General features: G+C 31.5%; 21 protein-coding genes and 18 tRNA genes. 35 read left to right on the forward strand and 4 right to left on the reverse strand.

The features are described 5' to 3' along the window. Positions 1-261: 261 nt before the first annotated feature. The 4 genes from EQM05_RS16110 to ligA all read left to right on the forward strand — a co-directional run bounded on the left by EQM05_RS16110 (position 262) and on the right by ligA (position 6534). A complete protein-coding gene (locus tag EQM05_RS16110; RefSeq protein WP_128748581.1) occupies positions 262-1515 on the forward strand; it encodes a transposase in 1254 nt (417 codons plus the stop codon). Positions 1516-1771: 256 nt separating this feature from the next. Continuing rightward, positions 1772-2077 (forward strand): YerC/YecD family TrpR-related protein, encoded by a 306-nt coding sequence (locus tag EQM05_RS03115; protein WP_128748695.1) that lies wholly within the window; start codon positions 1772-1774, stop codon positions 2075-2077. A gap of 200 nt (positions 2078-2277) precedes the next feature. Beyond that, a complete protein-coding gene (pcrA, locus tag EQM05_RS03120; RefSeq protein WP_128748696.1) occupies positions 2278-4518 on the forward strand; it encodes a DNA helicase PcrA in 2241 nt (746 codons plus the stop codon). A 12-nt stretch (positions 4519-4530) separates the two neighbouring features. After that, positions 4531-6534 (forward strand): NAD-dependent DNA ligase LigA, encoded by a 2004-nt coding sequence (ligA, locus tag EQM05_RS03125; protein ID WP_128748697.1) that lies wholly within the window; start codon positions 4531-4533, stop codon positions 6532-6534. Between the two features lie 44 nt (positions 6535-6578). Here the strand turns inward: ligA and EQM05_RS03130 are convergent, their stop codons facing one another. Then, positions 6579-7853, reverse strand: coding sequence for a transposase (locus EQM05_RS03130; protein ID WP_128748436.1), 1275 nt, complete (start codon positions 7851-7853; stop codon positions 6579-6581). A gap of 297 nt (positions 7854-8150) precedes the next feature. On the opposite strand from EQM05_RS03130, the gene EQM05_RS03135 reads away from it, so the two are divergent. The 4 genes from EQM05_RS03135 to gatB all read left to right on the forward strand — a co-directional run bounded on the left by EQM05_RS03135 (position 8151) and on the right by gatB (position 11788). Then, positions 8151-8420 carry a hypothetical protein gene (locus EQM05_RS03135; RefSeq protein ID WP_128748698.1) on the forward strand — a complete coding sequence of 90 codons (270 nt, stop codon included), beginning with the start codon at positions 8151-8153 and terminating at the stop codon, positions 8418-8420. Positions 8421-8566: 146 nt separating this feature from the next. Next, positions 8567-8854, forward strand: coding sequence for an Asp-tRNA(Asn)/Glu-tRNA(Gln) amidotransferase subunit GatC (gene gatC / locus EQM05_RS03140; protein WP_164917177.1), 288 nt, complete (start codon positions 8567-8569; stop codon positions 8852-8854). 26 nt (positions 8855-8880) lie between these two features. Next, positions 8881-10338: an Asp-tRNA(Asn)/Glu-tRNA(Gln) amidotransferase subunit GatA gene (gene gatA, locus EQM05_RS03145; RefSeq protein WP_128748700.1), complete on the forward strand. Its 1458-nt coding sequence runs from the start codon at positions 8881-8883 to the stop codon at positions 10336-10338. A 19-nt stretch (positions 10339-10357) separates the two neighbouring features. After that, entirely contained in the window at positions 10358-11788 is a 1431-nt protein-coding gene (gatB, locus tag EQM05_RS03150; RefSeq protein WP_128748701.1) for an Asp-tRNA(Asn)/Glu-tRNA(Gln) amidotransferase subunit GatB, read from the forward strand. A gap of 24 nt (positions 11789-11812) precedes the next feature. On the opposite strand, the gene EQM05_RS03155 is transcribed toward gatB, so the two are convergent. Further along, the gene (locus EQM05_RS03155) at positions 11813-12016 is read right to left on the reverse strand and encodes a hypothetical protein (protein ID WP_128748702.1); all 204 of its coding nucleotides are present in this window, start codon (positions 12014-12016) and stop codon (positions 11813-11815) included. Between the two features lie 186 nt (positions 12017-12202). Here EQM05_RS03155 and EQM05_RS03160 point away from each other — a divergent pair, with 186 nt between their 5' ends. Continuing rightward, a complete protein-coding gene (locus tag EQM05_RS03160) occupies positions 12203-12676 on the forward strand; it encodes a hypothetical protein (protein ID WP_128748703.1) in 474 nt (157 codons plus the stop codon). An 88-nt stretch (positions 12677-12764) separates the two neighbouring features. After that, entirely contained in the window at positions 12765-14351 is a 1587-nt protein-coding gene (locus tag EQM05_RS03165) for an ABC transporter substrate-binding protein (RefSeq protein WP_164917178.1), read from the forward strand. A 17-nt stretch (positions 14352-14368) separates the two neighbouring features. Here EQM05_RS03165 and EQM05_RS03170 read toward each other — a convergent pair whose 3' ends face one another. Both EQM05_RS03170 and EQM05_RS03175 read right to left on the reverse strand, forming a co-directional pair. Continuing rightward, on the reverse strand, positions 14369-14527 hold the full coding sequence (locus EQM05_RS03170; protein WP_128748705.1) for a hydroxymyristoyl-ACP dehydratase: 159 nt from the start codon (positions 14525-14527) through the stop codon (positions 14369-14371). A 159-nt stretch (positions 14528-14686) separates the two neighbouring features. Then, positions 14687-16105, reverse strand: a complete 1419-nt coding sequence (locus tag EQM05_RS03175) for a hypothetical protein (RefSeq protein WP_128748706.1) — start codon at positions 16103-16105, stop codon at positions 14687-14689. 92 nt (positions 16106-16197) lie between these two features. On the opposite strand from EQM05_RS03175, the gene EQM05_RS03180 reads away from it, so the two are divergent. The 25 genes from EQM05_RS03180 (at position 16198) to EQM05_RS03295 (ending at position 24969) form a co-directional block, all read left to right on the forward strand. Next, a complete protein-coding gene (locus tag EQM05_RS03180) occupies positions 16198-17187 on the forward strand; it encodes an AIR synthase family protein (protein WP_128748707.1) in 990 nt (329 codons plus the stop codon). A gap of 60 nt (positions 17188-17247) precedes the next feature. Then, a complete protein-coding gene (gene rph / locus EQM05_RS03185; RefSeq protein ID WP_128748708.1) occupies positions 17248-17997 on the forward strand; it encodes a ribonuclease PH in 750 nt (249 codons plus the stop codon). Continuing rightward, positions 17994-18599, forward strand: a complete 606-nt coding sequence (locus EQM05_RS03190) for an XTP/dITP diphosphatase (RefSeq protein WP_128748709.1) — start codon at positions 17994-17996, stop codon at positions 18597-18599. Before rph ends, EQM05_RS03190 begins: the two co-directional genes overlap by 4 nt. A 3-nt stretch (positions 18600-18602) precedes the next feature. Then, positions 18603-19073, forward strand: a complete 471-nt coding sequence (locus EQM05_RS03195; protein WP_128748710.1) for a metallophosphoesterase — start codon at positions 18603-18605, stop codon at positions 19071-19073. A gap of 98 nt (positions 19074-19171) precedes the next feature. Continuing rightward, positions 19172-19247 (forward strand) — tRNA-Pro (locus EQM05_RS03200). Positions 19248-19418: 171 nt separating this feature from the next. After that, positions 19419-19492: transfer RNA gene (locus EQM05_RS03205), tRNA-Gly, on the forward strand. Positions 19493-19515: 23 nt separating this feature from the next. Further along, positions 19516-19592 (forward strand) — tRNA-Arg (locus EQM05_RS03210). Positions 19593-19597: 5 nt separating this feature from the next. Continuing rightward, positions 19598-19673: transfer RNA gene (locus EQM05_RS03215), tRNA-His, on the forward strand. Positions 19674-19676: 3 nt separating this feature from the next. Further along, positions 19677-19751: transfer RNA gene (locus tag EQM05_RS03220), tRNA-Gln, on the forward strand. Positions 19752-19753: 2 nt separating this feature from the next. Further along, a tRNA-Lys gene (locus EQM05_RS03225) sits at positions 19754-19829 on the forward strand. A 96-nt stretch (positions 19830-19925) separates the two neighbouring features. Then, positions 19926-20009, forward strand: a tRNA-Leu gene (locus tag EQM05_RS03230). Between the two features lie 175 nt (positions 20010-20184). Continuing rightward, a tRNA-Gly gene (locus tag EQM05_RS03235) sits at positions 20185-20259 on the forward strand. 14 nt (positions 20260-20273) lie between these two features. After that, positions 20274-20347, forward strand: a tRNA-Gly gene (locus tag EQM05_RS03240). A gap of 23 nt (positions 20348-20370) precedes the next feature. After that, positions 20371-20447: transfer RNA gene (locus tag EQM05_RS03245), tRNA-Arg, on the forward strand. A 3-nt stretch (positions 20448-20450) separates the two neighbouring features. Next, positions 20451-20526: transfer RNA gene (locus EQM05_RS03250), tRNA-Lys, on the forward strand. A 16-nt stretch (positions 20527-20542) separates the two neighbouring features. Beyond that, a tRNA-Pro gene (locus EQM05_RS03255) sits at positions 20543-20618 on the forward strand. A gap of 132 nt (positions 20619-20750) precedes the next feature. Further along, a tRNA-Gly gene (locus tag EQM05_RS03260) sits at positions 20751-20824 on the forward strand. A gap of 23 nt (positions 20825-20847) precedes the next feature. Beyond that, positions 20848-20924: transfer RNA gene (locus EQM05_RS03265), tRNA-Arg, on the forward strand. Between the two features lie 3 nt (positions 20925-20927). Further along, positions 20928-21003: transfer RNA gene (locus EQM05_RS03270), tRNA-Lys, on the forward strand. A gap of 32 nt (positions 21004-21035) precedes the next feature. After that, positions 21036-21111: transfer RNA gene (locus tag EQM05_RS03275), tRNA-Lys, on the forward strand. A 146-nt stretch (positions 21112-21257) separates the two neighbouring features. Then, a tRNA-Gly gene (locus EQM05_RS03280) sits at positions 21258-21332 on the forward strand. 32 nt (positions 21333-21364) lie between these two features. Beyond that, positions 21365-21441 (forward strand) — tRNA-Arg (locus EQM05_RS03285). 227 nt (positions 21442-21668) lie between these two features. Beyond that, positions 21669-23120 (forward strand): viroplasmin family protein, encoded by a 1452-nt coding sequence (locus EQM05_RS16375; protein ID WP_128748711.1) that lies wholly within the window; start codon positions 21669-21671, stop codon positions 23118-23120. A 220-nt stretch (positions 23121-23340) separates the two neighbouring features. After that, positions 23341-23517, forward strand: coding sequence for a hypothetical protein (locus EQM05_RS15655; protein WP_164917179.1), 177 nt, complete (start codon positions 23341-23343; stop codon positions 23515-23517). Positions 23518-23694: 177 nt separating this feature from the next. Then, positions 23695-24969 carry a transposase gene (locus EQM05_RS03295; protein ID WP_128748436.1) on the forward strand — a complete coding sequence of 425 codons (1275 nt, stop codon included), beginning with the start codon at positions 23695-23697 and terminating at the stop codon, positions 24967-24969. Positions 24970-25122 lie beyond the last annotated feature (153 nt).

Below are 25122 nucleotides of genomic sequence, written 5' to 3' on the forward strand. Positions count from 1 at the left end.
AGGAATAAATAGCCCCCTTTTTATTTATGAATAAACGGTCCATGCCCCAATGGATCGTTTTGCGTTTTTTGTAAAATTTATCAGAAGTTTAGCACCTAAAAAAGTTTTAGGGCGCAGCCCGCTGATTTATATTGATTTGCTAGTATTTAATAAAAACATTGTAAAATCCGATTTCTACTGGAAATTATAAAAAAAATTTGCATAATAAAAGCATCCTTTTTATAATAGTTTTGCACAACACAATAGAAAGGATGCCTTAAGATGAATAAAAGTTATTTAAAACAAATGCTCACCTATATTAATAAAGTATACGATATAGGTGAAAAAATCAATACCTTAGAGGATAAAAAGATAAAATCTCTAGTAAAAATTTCAACAATCACCTTTGTAGTTTTGTTTGGATTTATGCTTCAAATAAGAAGTTTCAACAGGTTAGAGCATTGGCTTAAAAAAGGTAAATTTAAAAAAGTATTACCTAAAAACACTAAAATGATTCACATTGATGCCGTTAGGCGCTGCTTAAGTGATTTTGATTTGAATGGTTTGAAAAATATTCATGATAGTATAATTAGAACTACGATAAAAAATAAGATATTTAGAAATGGTACCATAGATGGCTTAAAGGTAGTTGCTGTAGATGGTGTAGAATTATTTGAAAGTGCTAAAAAATTTTGTGACAAATGTCTTTCACGAAAGAATAAGGATGGCACTACTCGTCATTTCCACAGATCTGTAGTTTGTACTACCGTAGGTTCGGATCCCCATGTTATTTTAGGACAAGAAATGCTTGAACCTAAGAAAGATAGTTCGAATAAAGATGAAGGTGAAATCACCGGAGGTATAAGATTAATAAAAAAATTATATCGTAAATATCACCATTTTGCCGATATTATAGTAGCTGATGCTTTATATTGTAAATCTACTTGGATAAAAGAAGTCCTTTCAATAGGAATGAATGCAGTAGTAAGAGTTAAAGATGAGCGTCTTCTCATTGTAAAGGATGCATTAGCTCTATTTAAGCGCCGTGAGGCTGATAAGAAATGGATTGTAAAGCAGGGAAGTAAAGACTATACCAAAATTAAAGCTTGGGATGAAGATAATTTTGAAATATCAGATCCGACTATCAAAGTTAGATTTATAAGGTTTATAGAAGAAATTCATACTGGAGATAAGGTAGAAATTAAAGAAGGCTGGATTATAACAACAGACAAATTTGCCTCAGTAGAAACCTTGTGGAAGATAATGCACAAGAGGTGGGATATAGAAAATAATGCCTTTCATCAGCTTAAAACAGAATGGCATTTAGATCATTGCTTTCTTCATAGCCCTACGGGCGTAGAGACAGTACTGATGTTTATAATTATAGCGTTTAATCTGATGCAGTTATATTTTTTTAGATGTATCAGAGGTTTTAGAAAGAAACGGATGCTTCAAATAGATATTATTGAAGATATAAAAGATGAAAGATTTACTATAGATGACAACTGGAATAATCCAATATTTAAAAAGACTTAATATAAAAATAAAATTGGAAATCGATTATTAAAATTTCTTAGGGTAAGGGTAATTATAACTATTTTTTCGACATATCGGTCTGTTGATTTACCAGCCATGTAAGAAAGTACAATAAAATACAATTCCAGTAAAAGTAAATCTTTTACTGGAATTTAGATGCGAAATCTCTGAAAATTTATATTTAGTATGGAAAGTACTTTGAAGAAATGATAAGATAATAGATAATACTGATATTATTTGTGAGGGGTGAATACATATGGATAGCTATAAATCCAAATTAGACAGTAAAGAAATGGATTTTTTATGCCAAGCAATATTGAGCTTACAAAATAATGAAGAGTGTTATAGATTTTTCGATGATATATGTACAATTACTGAAATAAAGGCATTAGAGCAAAGACTTCAGGTTGCAAAGATGCTTAAGGAAAAAAGGACATATCTGGATATTGCTTCAACCACAGGGGCAAGTACTGCCACTATAAGCAGGGTTAACAGATGCCTGAATTACGGCAGCGATGGATATAACATTGTACTTGAAAGACTGGGCGTGAAGAAAAAGTAGTTTTTAATCTTTCTTTAAGTTATACATGTAAATAATTTGTTATAAAAGGATTATGCAGCTAAAAAATGAAAGATGCATAATCCTTTTTTATACTTTGCATAAAACATTACACAATGAAATTTCAGAAAATAAAATTTTAATGATTAAAGGTTTTATAAAATGTTATAATATTAAACAGATAGTTTTTGCGGGGTGATTGAATGGATTTAAAAAAGCTGCTAAACAAAGAGCAGTATGAGGCCGTAATAAATGTAGAAGGTGCGCTACTGATACTTGCAGGCGCTGGTTCAGGTAAAACACGAGTACTTACATATAGAATTGCTCATATGATAAATGATTTAAAAATATATCCTTCTACTATACTGGCTATAACCTTTACCAATAAGGCTGCTGGAGAAATGAGAGACAGAGTAAGAGCACTGGTAGGAAATGAGGTAGATAATATGTGGGTATCCACATTTCATTCCAGCTGCGTAAGAATACTAAGAAGGGAAATTGAAAAATTAGGCTATAATAAAAACTTTGCAATATATGACAGCTATGATCAGAAGTCACTTATAAAACAATGCATGAGTGAGCTTAATGTAAATGAAAGGGATATAACAGACAGGGAAATAATAAATAAAATTAGTGAACAAAAGGATAATTTAATATCCCCTGAAAAATACAAAAAGGAAAGTGAAGGCAATTATAGATTAAATAAGATTGCAGATGTATATATGCTATATCAGAAAAAGCTGAAAAACAGCAATGCTCTGGATTTTGATGATTTAATATATAAAGCTGTAGAATTATTTAACAAGAATCCTGATGTATTGGAATTTTATCAAAAAAAATTTAAATACATAATGGTAGATGAGTATCAGGATACAAACAAATCCCAATATGAATTTGTAAAGCTTTTGGCAAAGAAGAACAAAAACATATGTGTAGTTGGGGATGATGACCAGTGCATTTATGAATGGAGAGGGGCAGACATAAGAAATATTCTGGAGTTTGAAAAAGATTATCCAAGTGCAAAAGTCATAAAGCTTGAAGAAAATTACAGGTCAAAGGCAAATATTTTAAATGCTGCAAATAATGTAATTAGAAATAATCAAAATAGGAAAAGGAAATCTTTGAGGACAGAAAGCGATAATGGTGAAAAGATAAAAATTTATCGTGCATATTCTGATATAGATGAAGGAATGTTTATTGCCGCGGAAATAAAAAGACTTGTGAAGGAAGAACAAAGACAATTTAAAGATTTTGCAATACTATATAGAACTAATGCTCAATCTCGTATTTTTGAAGATACTTTCATTAAAACTGATATACCATACAGAATAATAGGTGGATTGAAGTTCTATGACAGAAAAGAAATAAAGGATATTATGAGTTATCTTAAGCTTATAAATAACCCCATGGATGATGTAAGTTTAAAAAGAATAATTAATGTTCCTAAAAGGAGTATTGGAGAAACCACTGTGGAAAAGCTTCAGAGTGTTGCTAATTCCATGGAAGAATGCATATATAGTGTGCTGTTGGATGTTGAAATGGTACCATCATTGACTTCAAGGGCAGTGTCTTCTATTAATAAATTTGTAAGCTTAATTAATAGCTTTATTAGAAGAAGAGATGAAATACCTGTATCAAAGCTCATTGAGGAGATATTGGAAAGTACATCTTATTTAAATGATCTTAAAAATTCAAAAAATGCAGAAGACATAAGCAGAGTAGAAAATTTAAAAGAACTTGTTTCAGCTGCTGTGGAATTTGAAAATACATCAGATGATAAAACACTGTCAGCATTTTTAGAAAAGGTTGCATTGGTTTCAGATATAGATAATTTTGATGAAGAAGCTGATACAGTTGTTCTTATGACTGTCCACAGTGCAAAAGGTCTGGAGTTTCCTATAGTTTTTATGGCTGGTATGGAAAATGGTATCTTCCCTGGTACGCAGTCTCTTTCTGATTTTGAAGAAATGGAAGAGTCCAGGAGATTATGTTATGTTGGAATTACAAGGGCAAAGGAAAAGCTGTATATGACTTCAGCAGAGTCCAGAAGGATATTTGGCAGAATGGTATCATATTCTCAATCTATGTTTATAGATGAAATTGCCCAGAATCTGAAGGAATATGCCAGCATTAAGAATACATTTTCAAATTCAGGAAGTTTTACAAACAGCTTTAACACTTATAAGAATGAAGAAAGATTCAAACATAGGGAATCATTTGTAAATACCCCTGCGGCATCAAATGAACGAGCCATGGAAAGCACTGTCAGCTCTTTAAAACCTGAAGACATATCACCTGGCATTAAAGTAAAGCATAGCAAATTTGGAGTTGGAACTATTGTCAGCATAACTAAAGATGGCAGTAATACTAAATTAACTATAGCCTTTGATAAAATGGGGATAAAGAACTTAATGCTGGGAGTTGCTCCCCTGGAAGCTGTATAGGAGTGAAATAGGTTGAATAATAATGATATTGAAAAAAGATTAAATGATATAATAAGCGAATTAAATAAATATGCCTATGAATATTATGCATTAGATAATCCAACTGTGTCTGATAAAGAATATGATAAAAAATATGATGAACTGGTTAAGCTGGAAAAAGAAAGCGGAATAGTGCTGCCATATTCTCCTACTCAGAGGATAGGAGATACGGTGCTCACTGATTTTCAAAAGTATACTCATAAAGCAAAATTATGGAGCCTTGATAAGGCTCAGGGATATGATGAGCTTGATGACTGGTTTTATAAGAATTTAAAAGCCTGGGAGTCATATAATTCTTCCCATGTGGATAAACTTCCTGAAATAAAATATATACTTACGAAAAAATTTGATGGCTTAACCATTAACATAACTTATGATGAAAATGGCATTCTGGTAAAGGCTGCTACAAGAGGCACTGGAGAAATAGGAGAGGATGTTACAGCTCAGGCCAAGACTATTAAATCCATTCCTTTAAAAGTAGATAATAATTCTGTTGTTGAAATTCATGGGGAAGCTGTTATGACAACAGAAGCATTTGAAGAGTACAACAAAAATGCACAGGTGCCTCTTAAAAACTTAAGAAACGGTGCAGCAGGAGCTTTAAGAAATTTAAATGTAAAGGAAACAGCTAGAAGAAATTTATCCGCATTTTTTTATGATGTAGGATATAATGAGGGAAAGCCATTTAAAAGTTACATGGAAATGATGAATTTTATCAAAAGACTTGGACTTCCAGTGGACAAATACATAAAAAAATGCAGTACTTTAGAGGAAATTAAGAAGGAAATAGAATATATTGGATCTATTAGAAGTTCATTGAATTACGATATTGATGGAGTTGTAATGGTAATAGATGATTTAAAAACAAGAGACATGCTTGGTTATACCATTAAATTTCCAAAGTGGGCTCTGGCCTTTAAATTTGAGGCATTGGAAACTACTACTAAACTTCTTGATGTTGAATGGAATGTTGGAAGAAGCGGAAGAGTTACACCTACAGCACTTTTAGAACCTGTAGAACTGGGAGGAGTAACTGTAAAAAGGGCAACTCTCAATAATATGGATGATATAAATAGAAAAGGTGTGAGAATTGGCTGTGAGGTTTTTATAAGAAGGTCAAATGATGTAATACCCGAAATCATGGGTATTGTTGATGAAAATCTGGATAATACTATTGCCATAGAACCTCCCAAGGTCTGCCCATATTGCAAAAGTGCAGTTGTACAGGATGGTGTGCACTATTACTGTGAAAATACTCTGTCCTGCAAGCCTCAAATGGTAAAAAGCATTGTACATTTTGGCAGCAGAGAGGCAATGAATATAGAGGGATTTAGCGAGAAAACCGCAGAACAGCTGTTTGAAAAACTGGATATAAAGTCAATTGCAGATTTATATAGAATCAAGAAAGAACAGCTCCTCACTTTAGATAAATTTGCAGACAAAAAAGCTGAAAATCTGATTCAATCTATTGAAAAAAGTAAAAAATGTGAATTAGCTTCATTTGTGTATGCATTAGGTATACCAAATGTAGGTAAAAAGACAGCAAAGGACATAGTAAATAAATTTAAAACATTACATGATTTAATGAAGGCAACTAAAGAGGAATTAACTACTGTACAGGACGTTGGAGAAATAGTTGCTGAAAGTGTAGTAGATTTTTTTAAACAGGAGAAAATAATAAAAAGTATAAATGAGTTACTAATTCTTGGAGTAAAACCATATTATATTAATGAAAAAGTTAAAGAAAGCGCCTTTAGCGGTAAAACCGTAGTTGTAACCGGCACCTTAAATAACTATAGCAGAACTGAAATTAAGGAAAAACTTGAGTCACTTGGTGCTAATGTTTCTGGAAGTGTCAGCAAAAAAACTGATTATGTTTTAGCAGGCGCAGAAGCAGGTTCAAAATTAACAAAAGCAGAACAGCTTGGAGTAACTATTATAGATGAGCAGCAGTTTGAAAAGTTAATTAATAATTAATATTATATTTAGAGTTTCCCCAAAATTAATATCTTGAATTAAGGTTATCCTACTAATTCTAGTACCTGAGCCATAATTAGTTGTTGTGTAGTCTTGGTTTTGGAAACCGGTTTAATAAAATTTTTAATACCAGTATGCGTTTTCTTTAATACTGCATAAATACCATCAGCTAATGCATAATAATTAAAATCAGGTATATCATAAATACGCTTAGATATGTTTTGAATGCATATGATTAATGCACTTTCTCCTCTTTTTTCTGAAAGTGTTGCAGCAAAACCTATAATTAAGGTTAGAAATAAATTCATAGTTCTTATTGAATTTAAACTTCTTACTCTTATATTTTCAAAATCAAACTGCTGTTTTTTAAATCTGAAATATTCTTCTATCTTCCAACGTTTAATGTAAACCTTAATTATAGCTAAGGTTAATTTCTTATCATTAGGCTTAATATTGCTGATAAGCATCATAGGTATTTTGCCAAAGCCTCTTATTACTACAAGTGTAAGAGGCTTATCAGGTATATCTGGCAATGTTATTTGTATAAAGCTAAATTTGCATTTTTTAGCCCTACCAGCTTTATTGGTGACTATAGTCGAAAACTTTCCTTTATACTTGTTTGCAAGTTTAAGTATATTCATAACTTTACCATTATGAATAACATTTCTATTGCCTTTTGCTCGAATAACAAAGTTTTCTTTATTATCTATAAAGTATTCATAAAACTTTCTGCTATCATAACCCCTATCAAGAGCTTTAATGCCCTTATTATTAAAACTTTGTCTAATAAAATTTAATCCTTTAAAAGTTTCTTCATTCTCACTTACAAAGCCTTTTTCAATGTTTGAATACATTTTTGAGTACACAGATATAGGCATACTATACTTACTTGTAAGTGCAGCAATTTCAAGACAATTATATCCATTGACATTGGTTTCACCTGTGCTGCCATCACGTACCTTGCCCATAGCTTCTAAAACTTTACTATTACGTTTTGTGATTTCAGAACCATCAACGCAAAATACTGTATTGTCATTAATGTATGGTTTTATTTCAGAAATGTAGTTGTTTATTACAACACTTTGTTTATCAAACGTTCTAAGGTTATTAGAAAGTCTTTCAATGGTTTTCTTTAAAGAGATATCCTCTTTAAGAGCTCTTGATATGCCACTTAAAAGCACAGTCTGGCTTTCTGAAATTCCATAAATCATCTGTGCAATAAATTTATAATTAGGTCTTGATAAATTTATTGAGATTTTTTTTGAAAAAGTTAATAATTTTCTTTTTATTTGGTACGATAATTTGCTATAATTAATCATGAATAAAACATCTCCATCTGCTATTGATTTTTGTTTTGTCGCAAATTCATTATATCAAAACAATGGACTGTTTTATTCATTTTTTATGCAATTTTATAAATCTGTGGATAGTTTTAAATCTTAAATTTACTTATCCACAGGTTTTATTTAAATAGTCTTTTAAAAAAAGGGGAAACTCTAAAAATATTATATGACTTTACAAGTAATATTATAAAGTATAATATAATATTAGCTTTATTTTGTTAATCTTTTTACAAGATAATTATAATAAAGTTTTGTGCACTTTTGGAGGTTAATATGAGAAAAACAATAAATTTATTAGGGTGGGTTTGTGTATTCTTCACAATAGTAAGTATTGTATTAACATTGCTTACCACTTATCAGTTTACATATGTTAAATATTTTAATGGATATTACACTCTTCAATGGAGTATGTTTTTCACAATGATTGTATGGGCAATTAAATTATTTGATTTTAAGAGTAATTTTAATGGCAAATTTTATCCAATAGTATGTACAATAATAGCTGCAGGAGCATTGTTTTTTATTTTTATGAAAGTTTATTAGATTTACAAACTAAAGTATTTGACTTCTTAATTTGAGTTGTCAGGTACTTTTCGTTTTTATTATATGTATATTAAGTTTTTTTGTGGTAAAATAGAAATGTTAATTTCTCGGATAATTATAAAATATATATGGAAAAGAGGGATATTATGTCAGTTTCAAAAAAAGATGTGGAATATGTTGCAGAGCTTTCCAGACTGAACTTTTCTGAAAAGGAAAAAGAAAGCTTAGTTGGAGATTTAAATCAGATATTAAATTATATGGATAAACTAAATGAACTTAATACAGATAATGTAGATATTATTGTAAATCCTTACTATATTGAAAACAAATTCAGAGAAGATGAAGTGCAGGAATCTATGGATCTTAAGAGTGTTATAGAAAATGCACCACAAAATCTTGAAGAATATATAGTAGTTCCTAAGATAATTGAATAGATAAGAAATGGAGGTCAAGATTACATATGGAATTAAATAAGCTAACAGCCCACCAATTGAAAGATTTAATTGCCAAAAAGGAAGTTAAAGTTGAAGAAGTAACCAAGGCTTATATTGATAGAGTAAAAAGTATAGATGATAAAACAGGAGCATTTTTGTATCTGGCTGAAGAAGAAGCAATAAATCATTCAAAATTACTGGATGAAAAAATATCAAAAAATGAAAATTTAAATGCATTAAGCGGAATTCCCGTTGGAATAAAGGATAATATAAGTGTTACAGGTATGCAGAATACCTGTGCTTCAAAAATTCTTTTGGGGTATAAGTCGCCTTATGATGCTCATGTTATTGAAAAAATAAAAAAGGCAGATGGAATAATAATAGGAAAGCTTAATATGGATGAGTTTGCAATGGGATCATCTACTGAAAACAGTGCCTTTAAATTAGCAAGGAACCCATGGAACTTAGAAACAGTACCTGGAGGATCTTCAGGGGGATCTGCAGCAGCAGTAGCTGCATGTGAAGCACCTTTATCACTTGGAACAGATACAGGCGGATCTGTCAGGCAGCCTGCTTCACTTTGCGGAGTTGTTGGATTAAAGCCTACCTATGGAAGAGTTTCCAGAAGCGGAGTAGTTGCCTTCGGATCAACTTTGGATCAGGTAGGTACCTTTGGTAAGGATGTAGAGGATTGTGCACTTTTAACGCAGTGCATTGCTGGAATGGATTCTAAGGATTTTACAACTACAGATATACCTGTTGATAATTATAAAGACAGCCTGCAGAAGGATTTAAAAGGGAAAAAAATAGGTATACCAAAGGAATTTTTCAAAGAAGGACTAGATGATGGAGTTAGAAAGGCCGTAGAAGAAGCTATAAAGGTATTAGAGGAAAATGGTGCAGAGGTAAAGCCATGTTCTCTGCCATTAGCTGAATATGGCTTGTCAGCATATTATGTTATTGCCTGTGCTGAAGCTTCATCTAATCTTGCAAGATTTGACGGAATCAGATATGGACATAGGACCAAAGATCCAAAGGATTCTATAGATATATACTTTAAGTCAAGAAGTGAAGGCTTTGGAGACGAAGTAAAGAGAAGGATAATGCTTGGAACATATGTGCTTTCAGCAGGATATTATGATGCATATTATAAAAAGGCATTAAAGGTTAGAAATTTAATTAAACAGGATTTCCAAAGGGTATTTAAAGAGTTTGATGCAATAGTGTCTCCTACATCTCCAACTACAGCATTTAAAATTGGAGAAAGAAAAGAAGATATTTTGGCTATGTATTTATCAGATATATATACAGTGCCTGTTAATGTTGCCGGAGTTCCTGCAATTTCAGTACCATGTGGTTTTTCAAATGGATTGCCTGTGGGTCTTCAAATTATAGGAGATTATTTCAAAGAGGACACACTTTTTAATGTGGCATACAGCTATGAACAGTCAACTAAATGGCATAACATGCTAGCGGATTTATAGAAGGGAGTGGAATACTTACATGGAATTTGAACCAGTTATAGGATTAGAAGTTCACGTTGAACTTTCAACAAAAACTAAAATCTACTGTGGATGCAGTACTGAATTTGGAGGAAAGCCTAACAGCCATGTGTGCCCAATCTGCTTAGGCCTGCCAGGCGCATTACCTCAGTTAAATAAAGAAGTAGTTTCCTATGCCATTAAGGCAGGACTTGCTTTAAATTGTGAAATAACCAAGGTATGCAGAATGGATAGAAAAAATTACTTTTATCCAGACTGCCCTAAAAATTACCAAATTACTCAGGATGAATTTCCTATATGCAGAAATGGATTTATTGAGATAGAATTAGAAAATGGCAGTGTTAAAAAAATAGGTATTGAAAGGATACATATGGAGGAGGATGCAGGAAAACTTCTTCATACACCAGCTGGAACTCTTGTGGATTTTAACAGAGCTGGAGTACCACTTATAGAAATAGTTTCTAAGCCTGATATAAGGTCTGCTGAGGAAGCTACTTTATATCTGCAGAAACTTAAAAGCATTTTATCATCAGTAGGTGTTTCTGACTGCAAAATGGAAGAAGGATCTTTAAGATGCGACGGAAATATATCTGTTATGCCAAAAGGGAGCAGTGTATTTGGTGTAAGAAGTGAAATAAAGAACGTTAACTCATTTAAGTCATTGGAGAAAGCATTCCAATATGAATTTGAAAGACAGACAAAAGCAATAGAAAATGGAGAAAAGTTAACCACTGAAACCAGAAGGTGGGATGAAGCAGCTGGAATTACATCAATTATGAGAAGCAAAGAGGCCGCAAATGATTATAGATACTTCCCTGAAGGTGATTTAGTTACCATAAATATAAGTGATGAATGGATTGAAAATGTAAGAAAGACTATACCTGAACTTCCACATGAAAAGAAAGAAAGATTTATAAAGGAGTTTGGTATACCTAAATATGATGCTTCTGTGCTTACATTAACAATGGACATGGCAAATTACTTTGAAGATACAGCTAAGCTGAGCGGGGATCCTAAGGCTGCATCAAACTGGCTCATGGGTGACATTTCCAGACTAATGAATGAGAAGTTAATGAGCGTTAATGATTTGAAGTTTACTCCAAAACAACTTGCACAGTTAATTAAACTTATTAATTCATCAACTATATCTAACAATATAGGTAAAAAAGTCCTTCAATATATGTTCGAAACTGGTGAAGATCCAGATAAAATTGTTAAAGAAAAGGGACTTATTCAAAATAGCGATGAGGGTGCTATATTAGAAGTAGTAAAAAAGGTATTAGATGAGAATACTCAATCTGTAGAGGATTATAAAAACGGCAAGAAAAGAGCTGTTGGCTTTGTTATTGGACTTGTAATGAAGGAAACAAAAGGAAAAGCTAACCCTAAAATAGTTAATAAATTAGTTAATGAAGAGATAAATAAAAGATAAAAAGAAGGCCTTATGGTCTTCTTTTTAAATATCTTTATTATTATCATCATCTTTTTTATCATCATTTTTCTTTCCTAACATATAAACATTCTGAGTAAGTTTCTCCATTAGGTAATTTTTGTATTTTAATTGATTTAATATCTGATTTAAGGATATAAAACCCCAAATTAAAACAAGGATAATGGTGCACATTGTAATTATACCTAAAATTTCAATAGCTAACAGCATGTAAACTAACCTCCAAAACATTTACAATTATTTCATTAAATATTATAACACATAATTTACTGGTAAAATGATATTAATTTAAATTATTATATGTTTAATTTTAAGCTTTTATTTTATATATTGAAATAAGTTATATAAAGGTTTTCCCACATATACTATAGTAGACACATTTTTGGAGGTAATTAAGTGAATTTTATTGACACTCTATATTTAAAAATAAGAAGTAAGGAAATTGTAAAAGCAAAAAGTAAGCTAAAGAAATTAACGGTTAACACTATTACCGACAGTATTACTAAAAGTTGCTGGAAAAACAATATTCAATATGATATTATTTTAAAAAATTCAGAGGAACTTTTAATCAGGCTGGAAGGAAGAGGTAAAGTATGGTTACTGAAATATGATAAAAAAGCCATGATCTTTTATGATGAATTTGATAGATTTTTAAATTACATGGATATCTATAAAGCTGAAAATGGCATTTACATTACAATAGGTGTTTTTGAACCAAAAATAATAAAAAGCTGCCACCATATTTTCTTAAATGATGTAAGGTTAATAGATAACGTTAAATTTATAAAGGAACAGCTTGGATATTGTAAAAAATGTGAGGAAGTATTTAAATATGGAAAGCTAAATTTTTATTCTTATCTGCCGAATTAAAATATTATTTATTATGTTTATTTTAGTCATAAATGTCAATAATTAAACATAAAAGATAAACTATATTGCATTTATGGAGATAACATTTATGAAAAAGCTTTTATGTATTTTATTAATTTTATGTCTTTGCGGCTTAAATGGATGTGTTGAAAAAAAGAAAGCAGTAATAAGCAATGATAATTATGACAATTCCATAATTTATAATATTGGTAAAATACCAGATAGCCTTTTCTCTTTAGATAATAAAACGGACAGCAGTATTCTGCCTGCTCTTTTTCAGGGGCTTGTTAAATATGATAGTAATAATAATATAGAAGGGGCTCTGGCTGAGAAATATATTATTAGTGATGATAAATTAACTTATAAATTTATCATTAGAAGTGATGCTAAATGGAGCGATGGAAGCAAAATAACAGCAAATGATTTTGTTAACTTTTTTAAGGAATATATAAAAAGAAATATTGATAATAATGATAATTTAGATTGTATCTTTGGAGTAAAGGAATATAGAACATCCCAAAACAGCTTTAGTAATGCTGCAATTAATGCAGTGGATGAAAATACATTTCAGATAAGATTAAATTATCCTTGTGATTATCTGTTAAGTATGCTTACTTTACCAGAATATACTTTAAGGAATATTGACACTAATCTGGATAAATGGAAGGATAATTATAAGCAGATAAAATATTCAGGCCCATATATAATTAAATCTATTGATTCTAAGGGCAATATAAATTTAGATAAAAATAACTGCTACTGGCATAAGGATAATGTAATAAACAGCAATTTGGTTTTTTCTACAATAGATAATGATGAAGCTGCCTTTGCAAATCTCATTACCGGGAAAATAAATGTCTTAAGGGATCCTCCAATAAATCAAATTGGAGATTTAAAATCAAATGACAGTATAAACTTTTTAAAGGGAAACACTATAGCAGCTTTAGCATTTAATTTAAACAGAAAACCTAGTGACAGCAGTAATATATATACATTGAATAATGATTTCAGAAGTGCTGTATCCTTATATTTAGACAGAGGTACAATATGCAGTGACATATTAAAAAATAAATATGATCCCTCAGTTAATTATCTAAACTATAACGATAATGCCTCACTAAATAAAGCATATTTTCAAAAGAAAAGTTCTAGTGATAAGGCAGATGAATTAATTGAAAAAATTAAATTACCTAAGGGGCATACATTTGATTTAATATATGTGGACTCTATAGAAAATAAATTATTATGTGATACTGTGATTTCTCAAATTAATAATGACAAGCTGAATTTAAATATACATGCAGCAGCCTGCAATGAGGAAGAATACAAACAAAGAATAACTACTGGGAAATATGATATGGCACTTATAGAAATTCATAAGGATTTTGATTCTCCAATATCATTATTAAAAAAGTGGGAAAAGAATTCGCCATTTAACAGCTTTGGATATAATAATGAAAAGTTTAATAATATTATGGTAAAATTGAATTTTGAAAAAAATGATAATATAAAAAGTCAGTATATTCATGATGGAGAAGATATACTAATGAATGAACTCCCATTTATACCTGTAGGTATTAAAAGAAATATTTTGTGTAGTAAGAATAATATAAATGGTTTATTTATTAATAAAAATGAAAACTTAATTTTTGAAGGAGCCTATATTACGAAATAAAAAGAAAACAGCTGCTTTTATTGGCTGTTTTCTTTATTTTTGTATTGCCTTTTAGGAGAAAAATATGCACAATCATTACTTATACCACAAATCAATGATCCAGGGATAATGTGATTTAAGGTGCATTTGCCGTTTTCCTCAAATTCACATTTATTTGAGCAATTGATGTTCATCATAATAAATACCTCCCAAATTACAAATACAAATATTTAAGAGTATATCTACTATCTTAACCTAAGTTCTGCTATGATATGTCTATTAATTGTTTCTAAAGTTGTAAATAGAAAGAAACAGCATCAAATATGAATTTTAAAAACATACTTGATGCATAAATGCTAAGTAATTTTATTCAATTCATCATTATCCTTTCGTATATTTCCCTTAGGCTTTAAACAGAATAAAATTAAAAATACACACAATAAGTATCTATTTGTATCAAAGGTAAGCTTTCCCTGTTTAAAAATCTGCTTTTTAGAATTATATACAATGGATTTTAGTAAAATAGGGGCAGCTTCAGCACTTTCCGGAGTAGGAATAGTAGCCATCCTATAATTTATTTCATCTAATAGGTCTTTTGAATTTAATGAAAGATTTAAATATCTTTCAGCCATGCTGGCAGTTGGTGCTTCAGGCCAGCTTGGAGCTAATCCTGAATTTACTACCATGTTTTTATATACATCCATAATAATATTATCATTGTCTGCTTTGTTTTCCCCATCTGAGAAATAAAAACACAAAGATAAAATATATAAAATTACTTCTGTACAGTAATATTCCATATCGTTCTTATTGGGATTCTTAACAAAAATGCTGTGCTCATCATCGTAAATATCTAAAATTTTAGAAGCCATATTATTAGCAAAATTATCAAATTTCAATATACCAAAGTTCTTATAAAACAGCCTGCAGTTTATATAAGTTAATAAATCAGATTCCATATTTTTTGAATCAAGGACTAATGGATTGTATCTGCTTAATAATAAATCCATAACATCTAAAATCAATGCTCTGTTTTCTGTATCATTGCAGTAATTAAAATATATATTTAATCCCAGGCATATTTTAGAAAGCTCATCTGTAGAAACTGTATATATTTCCTCCTTAAAATTCATAATCATATTAAGTATATCTTTAGAAAATACTCTATAACTTTGACTAATGCTATCATTTAGCATAATTGAATACCTATAATAGGCATCCATCATAAGAATATGGTCTGAAAACCTAAATTTTTCATTTTTATTTTCCAATTTGGTTTCATCAAATAATTCATCACTTGAATCTACCTTATCGGTGAAAACACCTTCTGGTGTTCTTAAGTTAGCAGCATAAAATTCCAGTTGTTTTCTGGCTAAACCTTTGTATAATCTACCTAAATTGTATTTTTCGGAATCTATACCCTTAAAGCCATCATAGTATTCAGCCATTTCCAGTATTGACAATGTCATTAAACTATTAGAAAAAATATTAAATTCTTTTTTAAATTTTTTATAGTTTAATGAAAGCACATTGTTTTCTAAATCAAGTTTGCAATTCCCCTTTTTATACACACATAAAAGTGGAGAATTTGATTTAAATATGTTAATATCAAATTTGGATGTACTTTTTAGTAAATCTTTTGTGGGAATTGTTAGTCCACATTTTGAATTTAGTACAAGATATTTTAATGATTCTTTTGAAAAGTAGAAAAGTTGATTTTCAATATTTTCTCTTTTTAAAGAATTCATCCTTAAAAATGGACCAATATATTTCAAAATATCCACCTACCATAAATTAATCCTTATATAAATAATATGACAAAAAAATTAAAATAGTGCTTGTACAATTCTATGAAAGGAAGATTTTTATGAAAAGCGGAAAATTAGATTGGGATATTTTAAAGAATATAATTGACAATTCAAGAGGAGCTGCACGAGAAGAGGTTAGAATCAGAAGCGGTATTGGTGAAGACTGCAGTGTGGTAAAGTTTGGTCAGTATGAATGTGTTTTATCTACAGATCCAATAACTGGAGCTCAATTAAATTCTGGAAAATTAGCAGTTAATATAAATTGTAATGATGTAGCCTCTTGCGGGGTTGAGCCTTTAGGTATCCTTGTAACAATATTGGCTCCTGAGAAAACAGAACTAAAGCAGATAAAAGATTTAATGACTGAAATAAGCAGTGAAGCAAAAAAGTTAAATGTGGAGATACTTGGGGGTCATACTGAGGTAACTGCTGCCGTTAATAAAATGATAATATCATGTACGGTAATAGGCAGAACACTTAGCGGAAAAGCTGTGGCTACCAGCGGGGCTGAGTGTGATGATGATATTATTGTTACAAAAGACCTATGCCTGGAGGGAACAAGTATAATTGCAAATGATTATACACATCTATTAAAAGATTTTTTAACTGAAAATGAAATAAATGAAGCAAAGAAATATATGGATAATATAAGTGTTTTAAAAGAAGGCAAATTATGCGGTGAATTTGGAGTTCACTCCATGCATGATATTACTGAGGGTGGAATATTAGGAGCCATCTGGGAGGTTGCAGAAGCCAGTAAAACAGGATTTGAAATTTTTACAGACTCAATTCCACTAACAGCAGTAAGCAGTAAGATATGCAATAGGTTTAATATTGATCCTCTTAGATTTATTTCCTCAGGAAGTATGCTTATTACTGCAGCACATGGAGAAAAGCTGATTAAAATTTTAAGAGAAAATGGAATTAAAGCCACTATTATTGGAAAAATTACAAAGGATAAAGGTATATTAGTTAATTCAGATAAAAAAGTTGAAGTTTCCCCGCCAGAAAGAGATGAATTATTTATTTTCAAGGAAAGATATAAATAAGCAATCTGCTAAACATAATGAAAGGAGAAATACTTATAAACAATAAGTATCAGGAAAGTTATGAGAATTGATGGAAGAAAGAATGATCAAATAAGAAATGTTAAGATTACAAGAAATTACACAAAATATGCAGAAGGTTCAGTTTTAGTAGAAAGCGGAGATACAAAAGTCATCTGTACTGCATCTATTGAGGAAAAGGTGCCTGTATTTTTAAAGGGAAAGGGAGAAGGCTGGATTACATGTGAATACAATATGCTTCCAAGAGCAACACAAGTAAGAAAACCACGTGATATCAGCAGAGGGAAAATAGATGGAAGAACCATGGAGATCCAAAGACTCATAGGAAGAGCATTAAGGTCTGTAGTGGATTTAAAAGCACTTGGCGAAAAAACCATATGGATTGACTGCGATGTAATTCAGGCAGATGGAGGGACAAGAACTGCTTCAATATCGGGGGCCTTCGTAGCACTTGTGGATGCAGTAAACAAAATGCATAAAAAATCTCCATTTAATATTTATCCTGTAAGAAATTTTGTAAGCGCTGTCAGTGTTGGTATTGTTAATAATGAGAAGCTTTTGGATCTTTGTTATGCAGAGGATTCAAATGCTATGGTGGATATGAATGTAGTATTAACTGATAAAAATGAGTTTATTGAAATACAGGGAACAGGAGAACAAAGGCCTTTTTCAAGACATGAGCTTAATGAACTGCTTGATTTGGCAGAAAAAGGAGCAAAACATATTATTGATGTTCAAAAGAACAGTTTAAAAATGGATTCATTATGGATAGGGACAGGTGATGAAAAATGAAGAGATTAGTAGTAGCCAGCAATAATCAGCATAAAATTGAGGAAATTAAGGCAATGCTTAGTAAGTACAATATATCTATAATTTCATTAAAGGAAGCAGGATTAGATATTGATGTAGAGGAAGATGGAAATACATTCATGGAAAATGCATATAAAAAGGCCTTTGAAATATCAAAAATACTAAAAGATGACATGATATTAGCAGATGATTCAGGATTAATGGTGGATGCATTAGGAGGAGCGCCTGGAATATATTCAGCCAGATTCAGCGGAGAACATGGAAATTATAAAAAGAATAATGAAAAATTAAAAGCTTTAATGCTTGGGAAACCAAAGGAGGAGAGAAAGGCTCAGTTTGTATGTGCTATGGTGTTAATAGCAGGTAAAAAACAAATAATTAAGGTACATGGAAGTATAAATGGATATATAATAGAAGAGGAAAAGGGACATAGTGGTTTTGGGTATGATCCATTATTCTATGTTCCTGAATATGGTCTCACATTTGCAGAGATGGATGCCTCATTTAAAAATAAAATAAGTCATAGAAGGAAAGCATTGGAAAAATTAGATAAGGAAATTAAGGGTATAATACAGGAGGAATAAAATTTGTTAATCGGGGTTATTAGTGATACTCACAGATATGTATGGATAATAGAGAATGCTGTTAAAAAACTAGGAAATATAGACTTGCTAATTCATTTAGGAGACAATGTTCAGGATGTGAAAGAAATAGCCAAATATTACACAGGACCAATATTAAATGTAAAGGGGAATTGTGACTTTTCTGTAGATACTCCTGGGGAAATAATTGAAGAAATTGCAGGAAAGAGATTTTTTATAACTCATGGTCACAGATATGATGTTAAGTCTGATATGTCAAGGTTAAAGTATAAAGCACTGGAAGTACAAGCAGATGTGGTTCTTTATGGACATACTCATATATCACAAATTGCATATGAAAATGGCATCTGGTTTATAAATCCAGGAAGTCCGGCTATTTCTCGGGATGGCTTTAATAGTGTGGCTTTAATAGATATTACAGATGGAAAAATCAATGCCAGTATTAAAGCAATATAGGCAGAAAATCAAAAAAGTTTAAATTAAGTATTGACGAATTTAAATATATCGTGTAGAATAATCTATGTTGTCGGGAGTTAACAAAGCTTCTGATTCATCGGGGTGTAGCGCAGATGGGAGCGCGCGTGGTTTGGGACCATGAGGTCGCAGGTTCAATCCCTGTCACCCCGACCAACTTATACAGTTAAGAGTTAACAGTTAAGAGTTGGAAGTTAAGAGTTAATAGTTGGAAGCCGACAGTTAAGAGTTATGAGTTAAAAGTTATTTGACAGTTAATAAAGTTTTTCTGCTTAGCAGAAAAACAACATAATTTGTTATTTAATCTTTAATCTTTATTTTAATTGTGCGGGTGTAGCTCAATGGTAGAGCGCTAGCCTTCCAAGCTAGTTACGAGGGTTCGATTCCCTTCACCCGCTCCAAATAACTTAGTAATAAGTTATCTGCGTCTTTAGCTCAGTTGGATAGAGCAACGGCCTTCTAAGCCGTGGGCCGGGGGTTCGAATCCCTTAAGACGCACCATTATGGTGAATGTAGTTCAGCTGGTAGAGCGCCAGATTGTGGTTCTGGTTGTCGAGGGTTCGAGTCCCTTCATTCACCCCATTTTGGGATGTCGCCAAGCGGTAAGGCACGGGACTTTGACTCCCGTATTCGTAGGTTCGAATCCTGCCACCCCAGCCAATGGTTTACTAGCTCAGTTGGTAGAGCACATGACTTTTAATCATGGTGTCCGGGGTTCGATTCCCCGGTAAGCCACCAAATATTTCAGTTATGAGTTGGAAGTTAAAAGTTAAGGGTAATTTAAATTTTCTGCTTAGCAGAAAAATAACATAGATTGTTATTTAATTAAAGTATGCAGGTGTGGCGGAATTGGCAGACGCACTAGACTTAGGATCTAGCGCCTACGGCGTGCAGGTTCAACTCCTGTCACCTGCACCAACTAATACAGTTAAAAGTTAAGAGTGGTAAGTTAAAAGTTAAAAGCTTATAGTTAAGAGTGGATATTTAACAGTTAAAGGTTGATAGTTGAAAGTAATTGAGGTTTTTCTGCATAGCAGAAAAACAACATAATTTGTTCTTTGTTATTTAATCTTTAATCTTTGTTTTTAATTGTGCGGGAGTGGCTCAGTGGTAGAGCGTCACCTTGCCAAGGTGAACGTCGCGGGTTCGAATCCCGTCTTCCGCTCCAATATACCGTGTTTTGCGGGTGTAGCTCAATGGTAGAGCGCTAGCCTTCCAAGCTAGTTACGAGGGTTCGATTCCCTTCACCCGCTCCAGATAACTTAATAATAAGCTGTTTGCGTCTTTAGCTCAGTTGGATAGAGCAACGGCCTTCTAAGCCGTGGGCCGGGGGTTCGAATCCCTTAAGACGCACCATATGCACCATTAGCTCAGTTGGTAGAGCACCTGACTCTTAATCAGGGTGCCCAGGGTTCGAGTCCCTGATGGTGCACCATTTTTTTATCTTTTTTCGGGGTGTAGCGCAGATGGGAGCGCGCGTGGTTTGGGACCATGAGGTCGCAGGTTCAATCCCTGTCACCCCGACCAACTTATACAGTTAAGAGTTAAGAGTTAACAGTTGGAAGTTAAGAGTTAATAGTTATTGAAGTTTTTCTGCTTAGCAGAAAAACAACATAAATTGTTCTTTGTTATTTATTCTTTAATCTTTATTTTAAATGTGCGGGTGTAGCTCAATGGTAGAGCGCTAGCCTTCCAAGCTAGTTACGAGGGTTCGATTCCCTTCACCCGCTCCATATAACTTAGTAATAAGCTGTTTGCGTCTTTAGCTCAGTTGGATAGAGCAACGGCCTTCTAAGCCGTGGGCCGGGGGTTCGAATCCCTTAAGACGCACCATATGCACCATTAGCTCAGTTGGTAGAGCACCTGACTCTTAATCAGGGTGCCCAGGGTTCGAGTCCCTGATGGTGCACCAGTAAAGTGAATATAAATTTATTCACTTTTAATGGTTTACTAGCTCAGTTGGTAGAGCACATGACTTTTAATCATGGTGTCCGGGGTTCGATTCCCCGGTAAGCCACCAGTATTTCAGTTAAGAGTTGAAAGTTAAGAGTTGAAAGTTAAGAGTTAAAAGTTGTAGGTTAAGAGCAATTAAAGTTTTTATGCTTAGCAGAAAAACAACATAATTTGTTCTTTGTTATTTATTCTTTAATATTTGTTTTTAGTTGTGCGGGAGTGGCTCAGTGGTAGAGCGTCACCTTGCCAAGGTGAACGTCGCGGGTTCGAATCCCGTCTTCCGCTCCAGTTTTAGTATGGCGCATGATAATATTTAATAAGCGCCCATAGCTCAGTTGGATAGAGTTACGGACTTCGAATCCGGAGGTCGCAGGTTCGACTCCTGTTGGGCGCACCAGAGTCGTTGATATAGCAAGCTTTACAGAAATGTAAAACTTGCTACTTTTATTTTTTCCCACACTTTTCTCTTGATTTAAACACAATAATTGATGATGCCATCTCATATGTTATGATATAATTACTATAAGAAAGTGTTGTTATTTACCAAATAGAGGAATTGCTTAATTATGTAAGCAAATTATTATTATAATAATGAGAAATCTGTAAATAACTTGAGGCGATTTGATGGCAAGTAATAAATTTTATGCAGTAAAAAAAGGAGTAGTTCCGGGCATATATGCAACTTGGGGAGAATGTCAGCAAAACATTAATGGCTTTTCTGGCGCCGTTTATAAAAAGTTTTCAACTAAAGAAGAAGCCGAGGAATTCATGAAGGCAGGAACTAAATTTAATATAATTGAAGATGAAAAAATAGAACGTGTTTATTCAAAATCAGAGGCTATTGCATATGTAGATGGAAGCTATGATGATCGTAAAAAAGAGTATGCATATGGTGCTGTTATATTTTTTGATGGTGGTCAAATGCAATTTGCAGAAAAGTTTTCAGATGAAAAAATGGTTAAAATGAGAAATGTAGCAGGAGAAATCGAAGGTGCAAAGCGCGCAATGAGGTTTTGTTTTGAAAATAAAATTAAAAGCATAGATATAGCATACGATTATGAAGGAATAGAAAAATGGTGTACTGGGGCATGGAAAACTAAAGAAGAAGGTACTAAAGAATATAAGAAATTTTATAATGTTATAGCAAAGTCAGTAGCTGTTAATTTTGTTAAGATAAAAGCACACAGTGGAAATAAATATAATGATTTGGCAGATGCTTTAGCAAAAGGCGCATTAGGGCTAAATACCACGGAGAATATTTGTATGTATGATAATGGGATTGCAGCTAATAAAATAAAATATGATAATTTGGTATCTATATTAGAATTATTACAGGAAGATTTTAAGGATTTTAAGAGGGGTAAAGAAACAGAAATACCTTATGGGATACAATTCGAGATATCCATACAAAATCCTACTAAGCAAAAATTAAAAATCAGCTACTATCAAAGTAAAAATAAGTTATGGATACAAGGGAAAAAAGAAGATTTATTTAATAGATTATCATCATACATAATTGAGTTATTAGAAGTTGATGAAATCCCTAAATTTTTAAATACTGTTCATAATTTAGATGTTGACAAGGACATAATAGAAAGTGAGTTTGAAAGTTATTTTCCTAATTCATATAACTTGATACCATGTGAGCTAAATAATTATTTGCACCAAGCTGTATATAACTTACATATAATGGGTAATGTGTATGCAGCAGACTTTTTAGCAGAACCAGCAATAAGATCATTAGAACCTGTATTAAAAATTGCTTTAAAAGATAATGGAATACCTATACGTAAAGATGGAAATGATTATGATAGCTTTTTTGTATTTGAAAGACAGGGGAATAGATATGTCTTGAAAGACGAATATAAAAAAGAAAGGCACTCAAAAGAGTTACTACATTATATAAGTGAATGCTATACATTTCTTAGAGAAAATAGACATACATTATTCCATTGGGATGACCCTACGGCATCAATTGATACAACTGGAATTTTAAGAACTACAGAGGAAGCTCAGACTTTAATAAAGAACTCAATTAAACTAATTGATACATATTATAAAATAAAAAATAATTAATATAAAGAAAGGTTTATTAGTATTGAATTTGATAGTGATATATCTTTAAAAGATATAAAAATGAATTTTGTAAATATAAAAAAGTTAATTTTATTAGATCTCATTTTGGAGTAAAGTGAATATTCTTAATAGACTTAAGAGCCTTTTAACAGTGCTCTTTTTTTTATGCATAAAAATGCCTTGTATTGGGAAATATAATACAGAAAGGAGATTGGTAATTGTGGGGAGTAATGATAAAGAAAAGAATAATTTACAAAGTTCATCAAAGACTTTAGAAAATACAGTGCTAGCTTATGGATATACAGGTTTGGGATTAAATATAATTGCAGATGGTGCAACTGAATCTAGAATTGGAAAAGAAGCAGGAGATAAGGAAAATAAACATCGAATATATTAGAGTTTCCCCTTTTTTTAAAAGACTATTTAAATAAAACCTGTGGATAAGTAAATTTAAGATTTAAAACTATCCACAGATTTATAAAATTGCATAAAAAATGAATAAAACAGTCCATTGTTTTGATATAATGAATTTGCGACAAAACAAAAATCAATAGCAGATGGAGATGTTTTATTCATGATTAATTATAGCAAATTATCGTACCAAATAAAAAGAAAATTATTAACTTTTTCAAAAAAAATCTCAATAAATTTATCAAGACCTAATTATAAATTTATTGCACAGATGATTTATGGAATTTCAGAAAGCCAGACTGTGCTTTTAAGTGGCATATCAAGAGCTCTTAAAGAGGATATCTCTTTAAAGAAAACCATTGAAAGACTTTCTAATAACCTTAGAACGTTTGATAAACAAAGTGTTGTAATAAACAACTACATTTCTGAAATAAAACCATACATTAATGACAATACAGTATTTTGCGTTGATGGTTCTGAAATCACAAAACGTAATAGTAAAGTTTTAGAAGCTATGGGCAAGGTACGTGATGGCAGCACAGGTGAAACCAATGTCAATGGATATAATTGTCTTGAAATTGCTGCACTTACAAGTAAGTATAGTATGCCTATATCTGTGTACTCAAAAATGTATTCAAACATTGAAAAAGGCTTTGTAAGTGAGAATGAAGAAACTTTTAAAGGATTAAATTTTATTAGACAAAGTTTTAATAATAAGGGCATTAAAGCTCTTGATAGGGGTTATGATAGCAGAAAGTTTTATGAATACTTTATAGATAATAAAGAAAACTTTGTTATTCGAGCAAAAGGCAATAGAAATGTTATTCATAATGGTAAAGTTATGAATATACTTAAACTTGCAAACAAGTATAAAGGAAAGTTTTCGACTATAGTCACCAATAAAGCTGGTAGGGCTAAAAAATGCAAATTTAGCTTTATACAAATAACATTGCCAGATATACCTGATAAGCCTCTTACACTTGTAGTAATAAGAGGCTTTGGCAAAATACCTATGATGCTTATCAGCAATATTAAGCCTAATGATAAGAAATTAACCTTAGCTATAATTAAGGTTTACATTAAACGTTGGAAGATAGAAGAATATTTCAGATTTAAAAAACAGCAGTTTGATTTTGAAAATATAAGAGTAAGAAGTTTAAATTCAATAAGAACTATGAATTTATTTCTAACCTTAATTATAGGTTTTGCTGCAACACTTTCAGAAAAAAGAGGAGAAAGTGCATTAATCATATGCATTCAAAACATATCTAAGCGTATTTATGATATACCTGATTTTAATTATTATGCATTAGCTGATGGTATTTATGCAGTATTAAAGAAAACGCATACTGGTATTAAAAATTTTATTAAACCGGTTTCCAAAACCAAGACTACACAACAACTAATTATGGCTCAGGTACTAGAATTAGTAGGATAACCTTAATTCAAGATATTAATTTTGGGGAAACTCTAATCGAATATAACATTGACAGTATAAATATTATTTTATATACTTATAACTAAGTAAGGAAGTAATTAACACAATATAATGTTGTGTAATAAAGTCAACATACTGATAGAATTTATCTGG

It is taken from the genome of Clostridium sp. JN-9, assembly GCF_004103695.1.
In the GTDB taxonomy this organism is placed as follows: Bacteria; Bacillota; Clostridia; order Clostridiales; family Clostridiaceae; genus JN-9.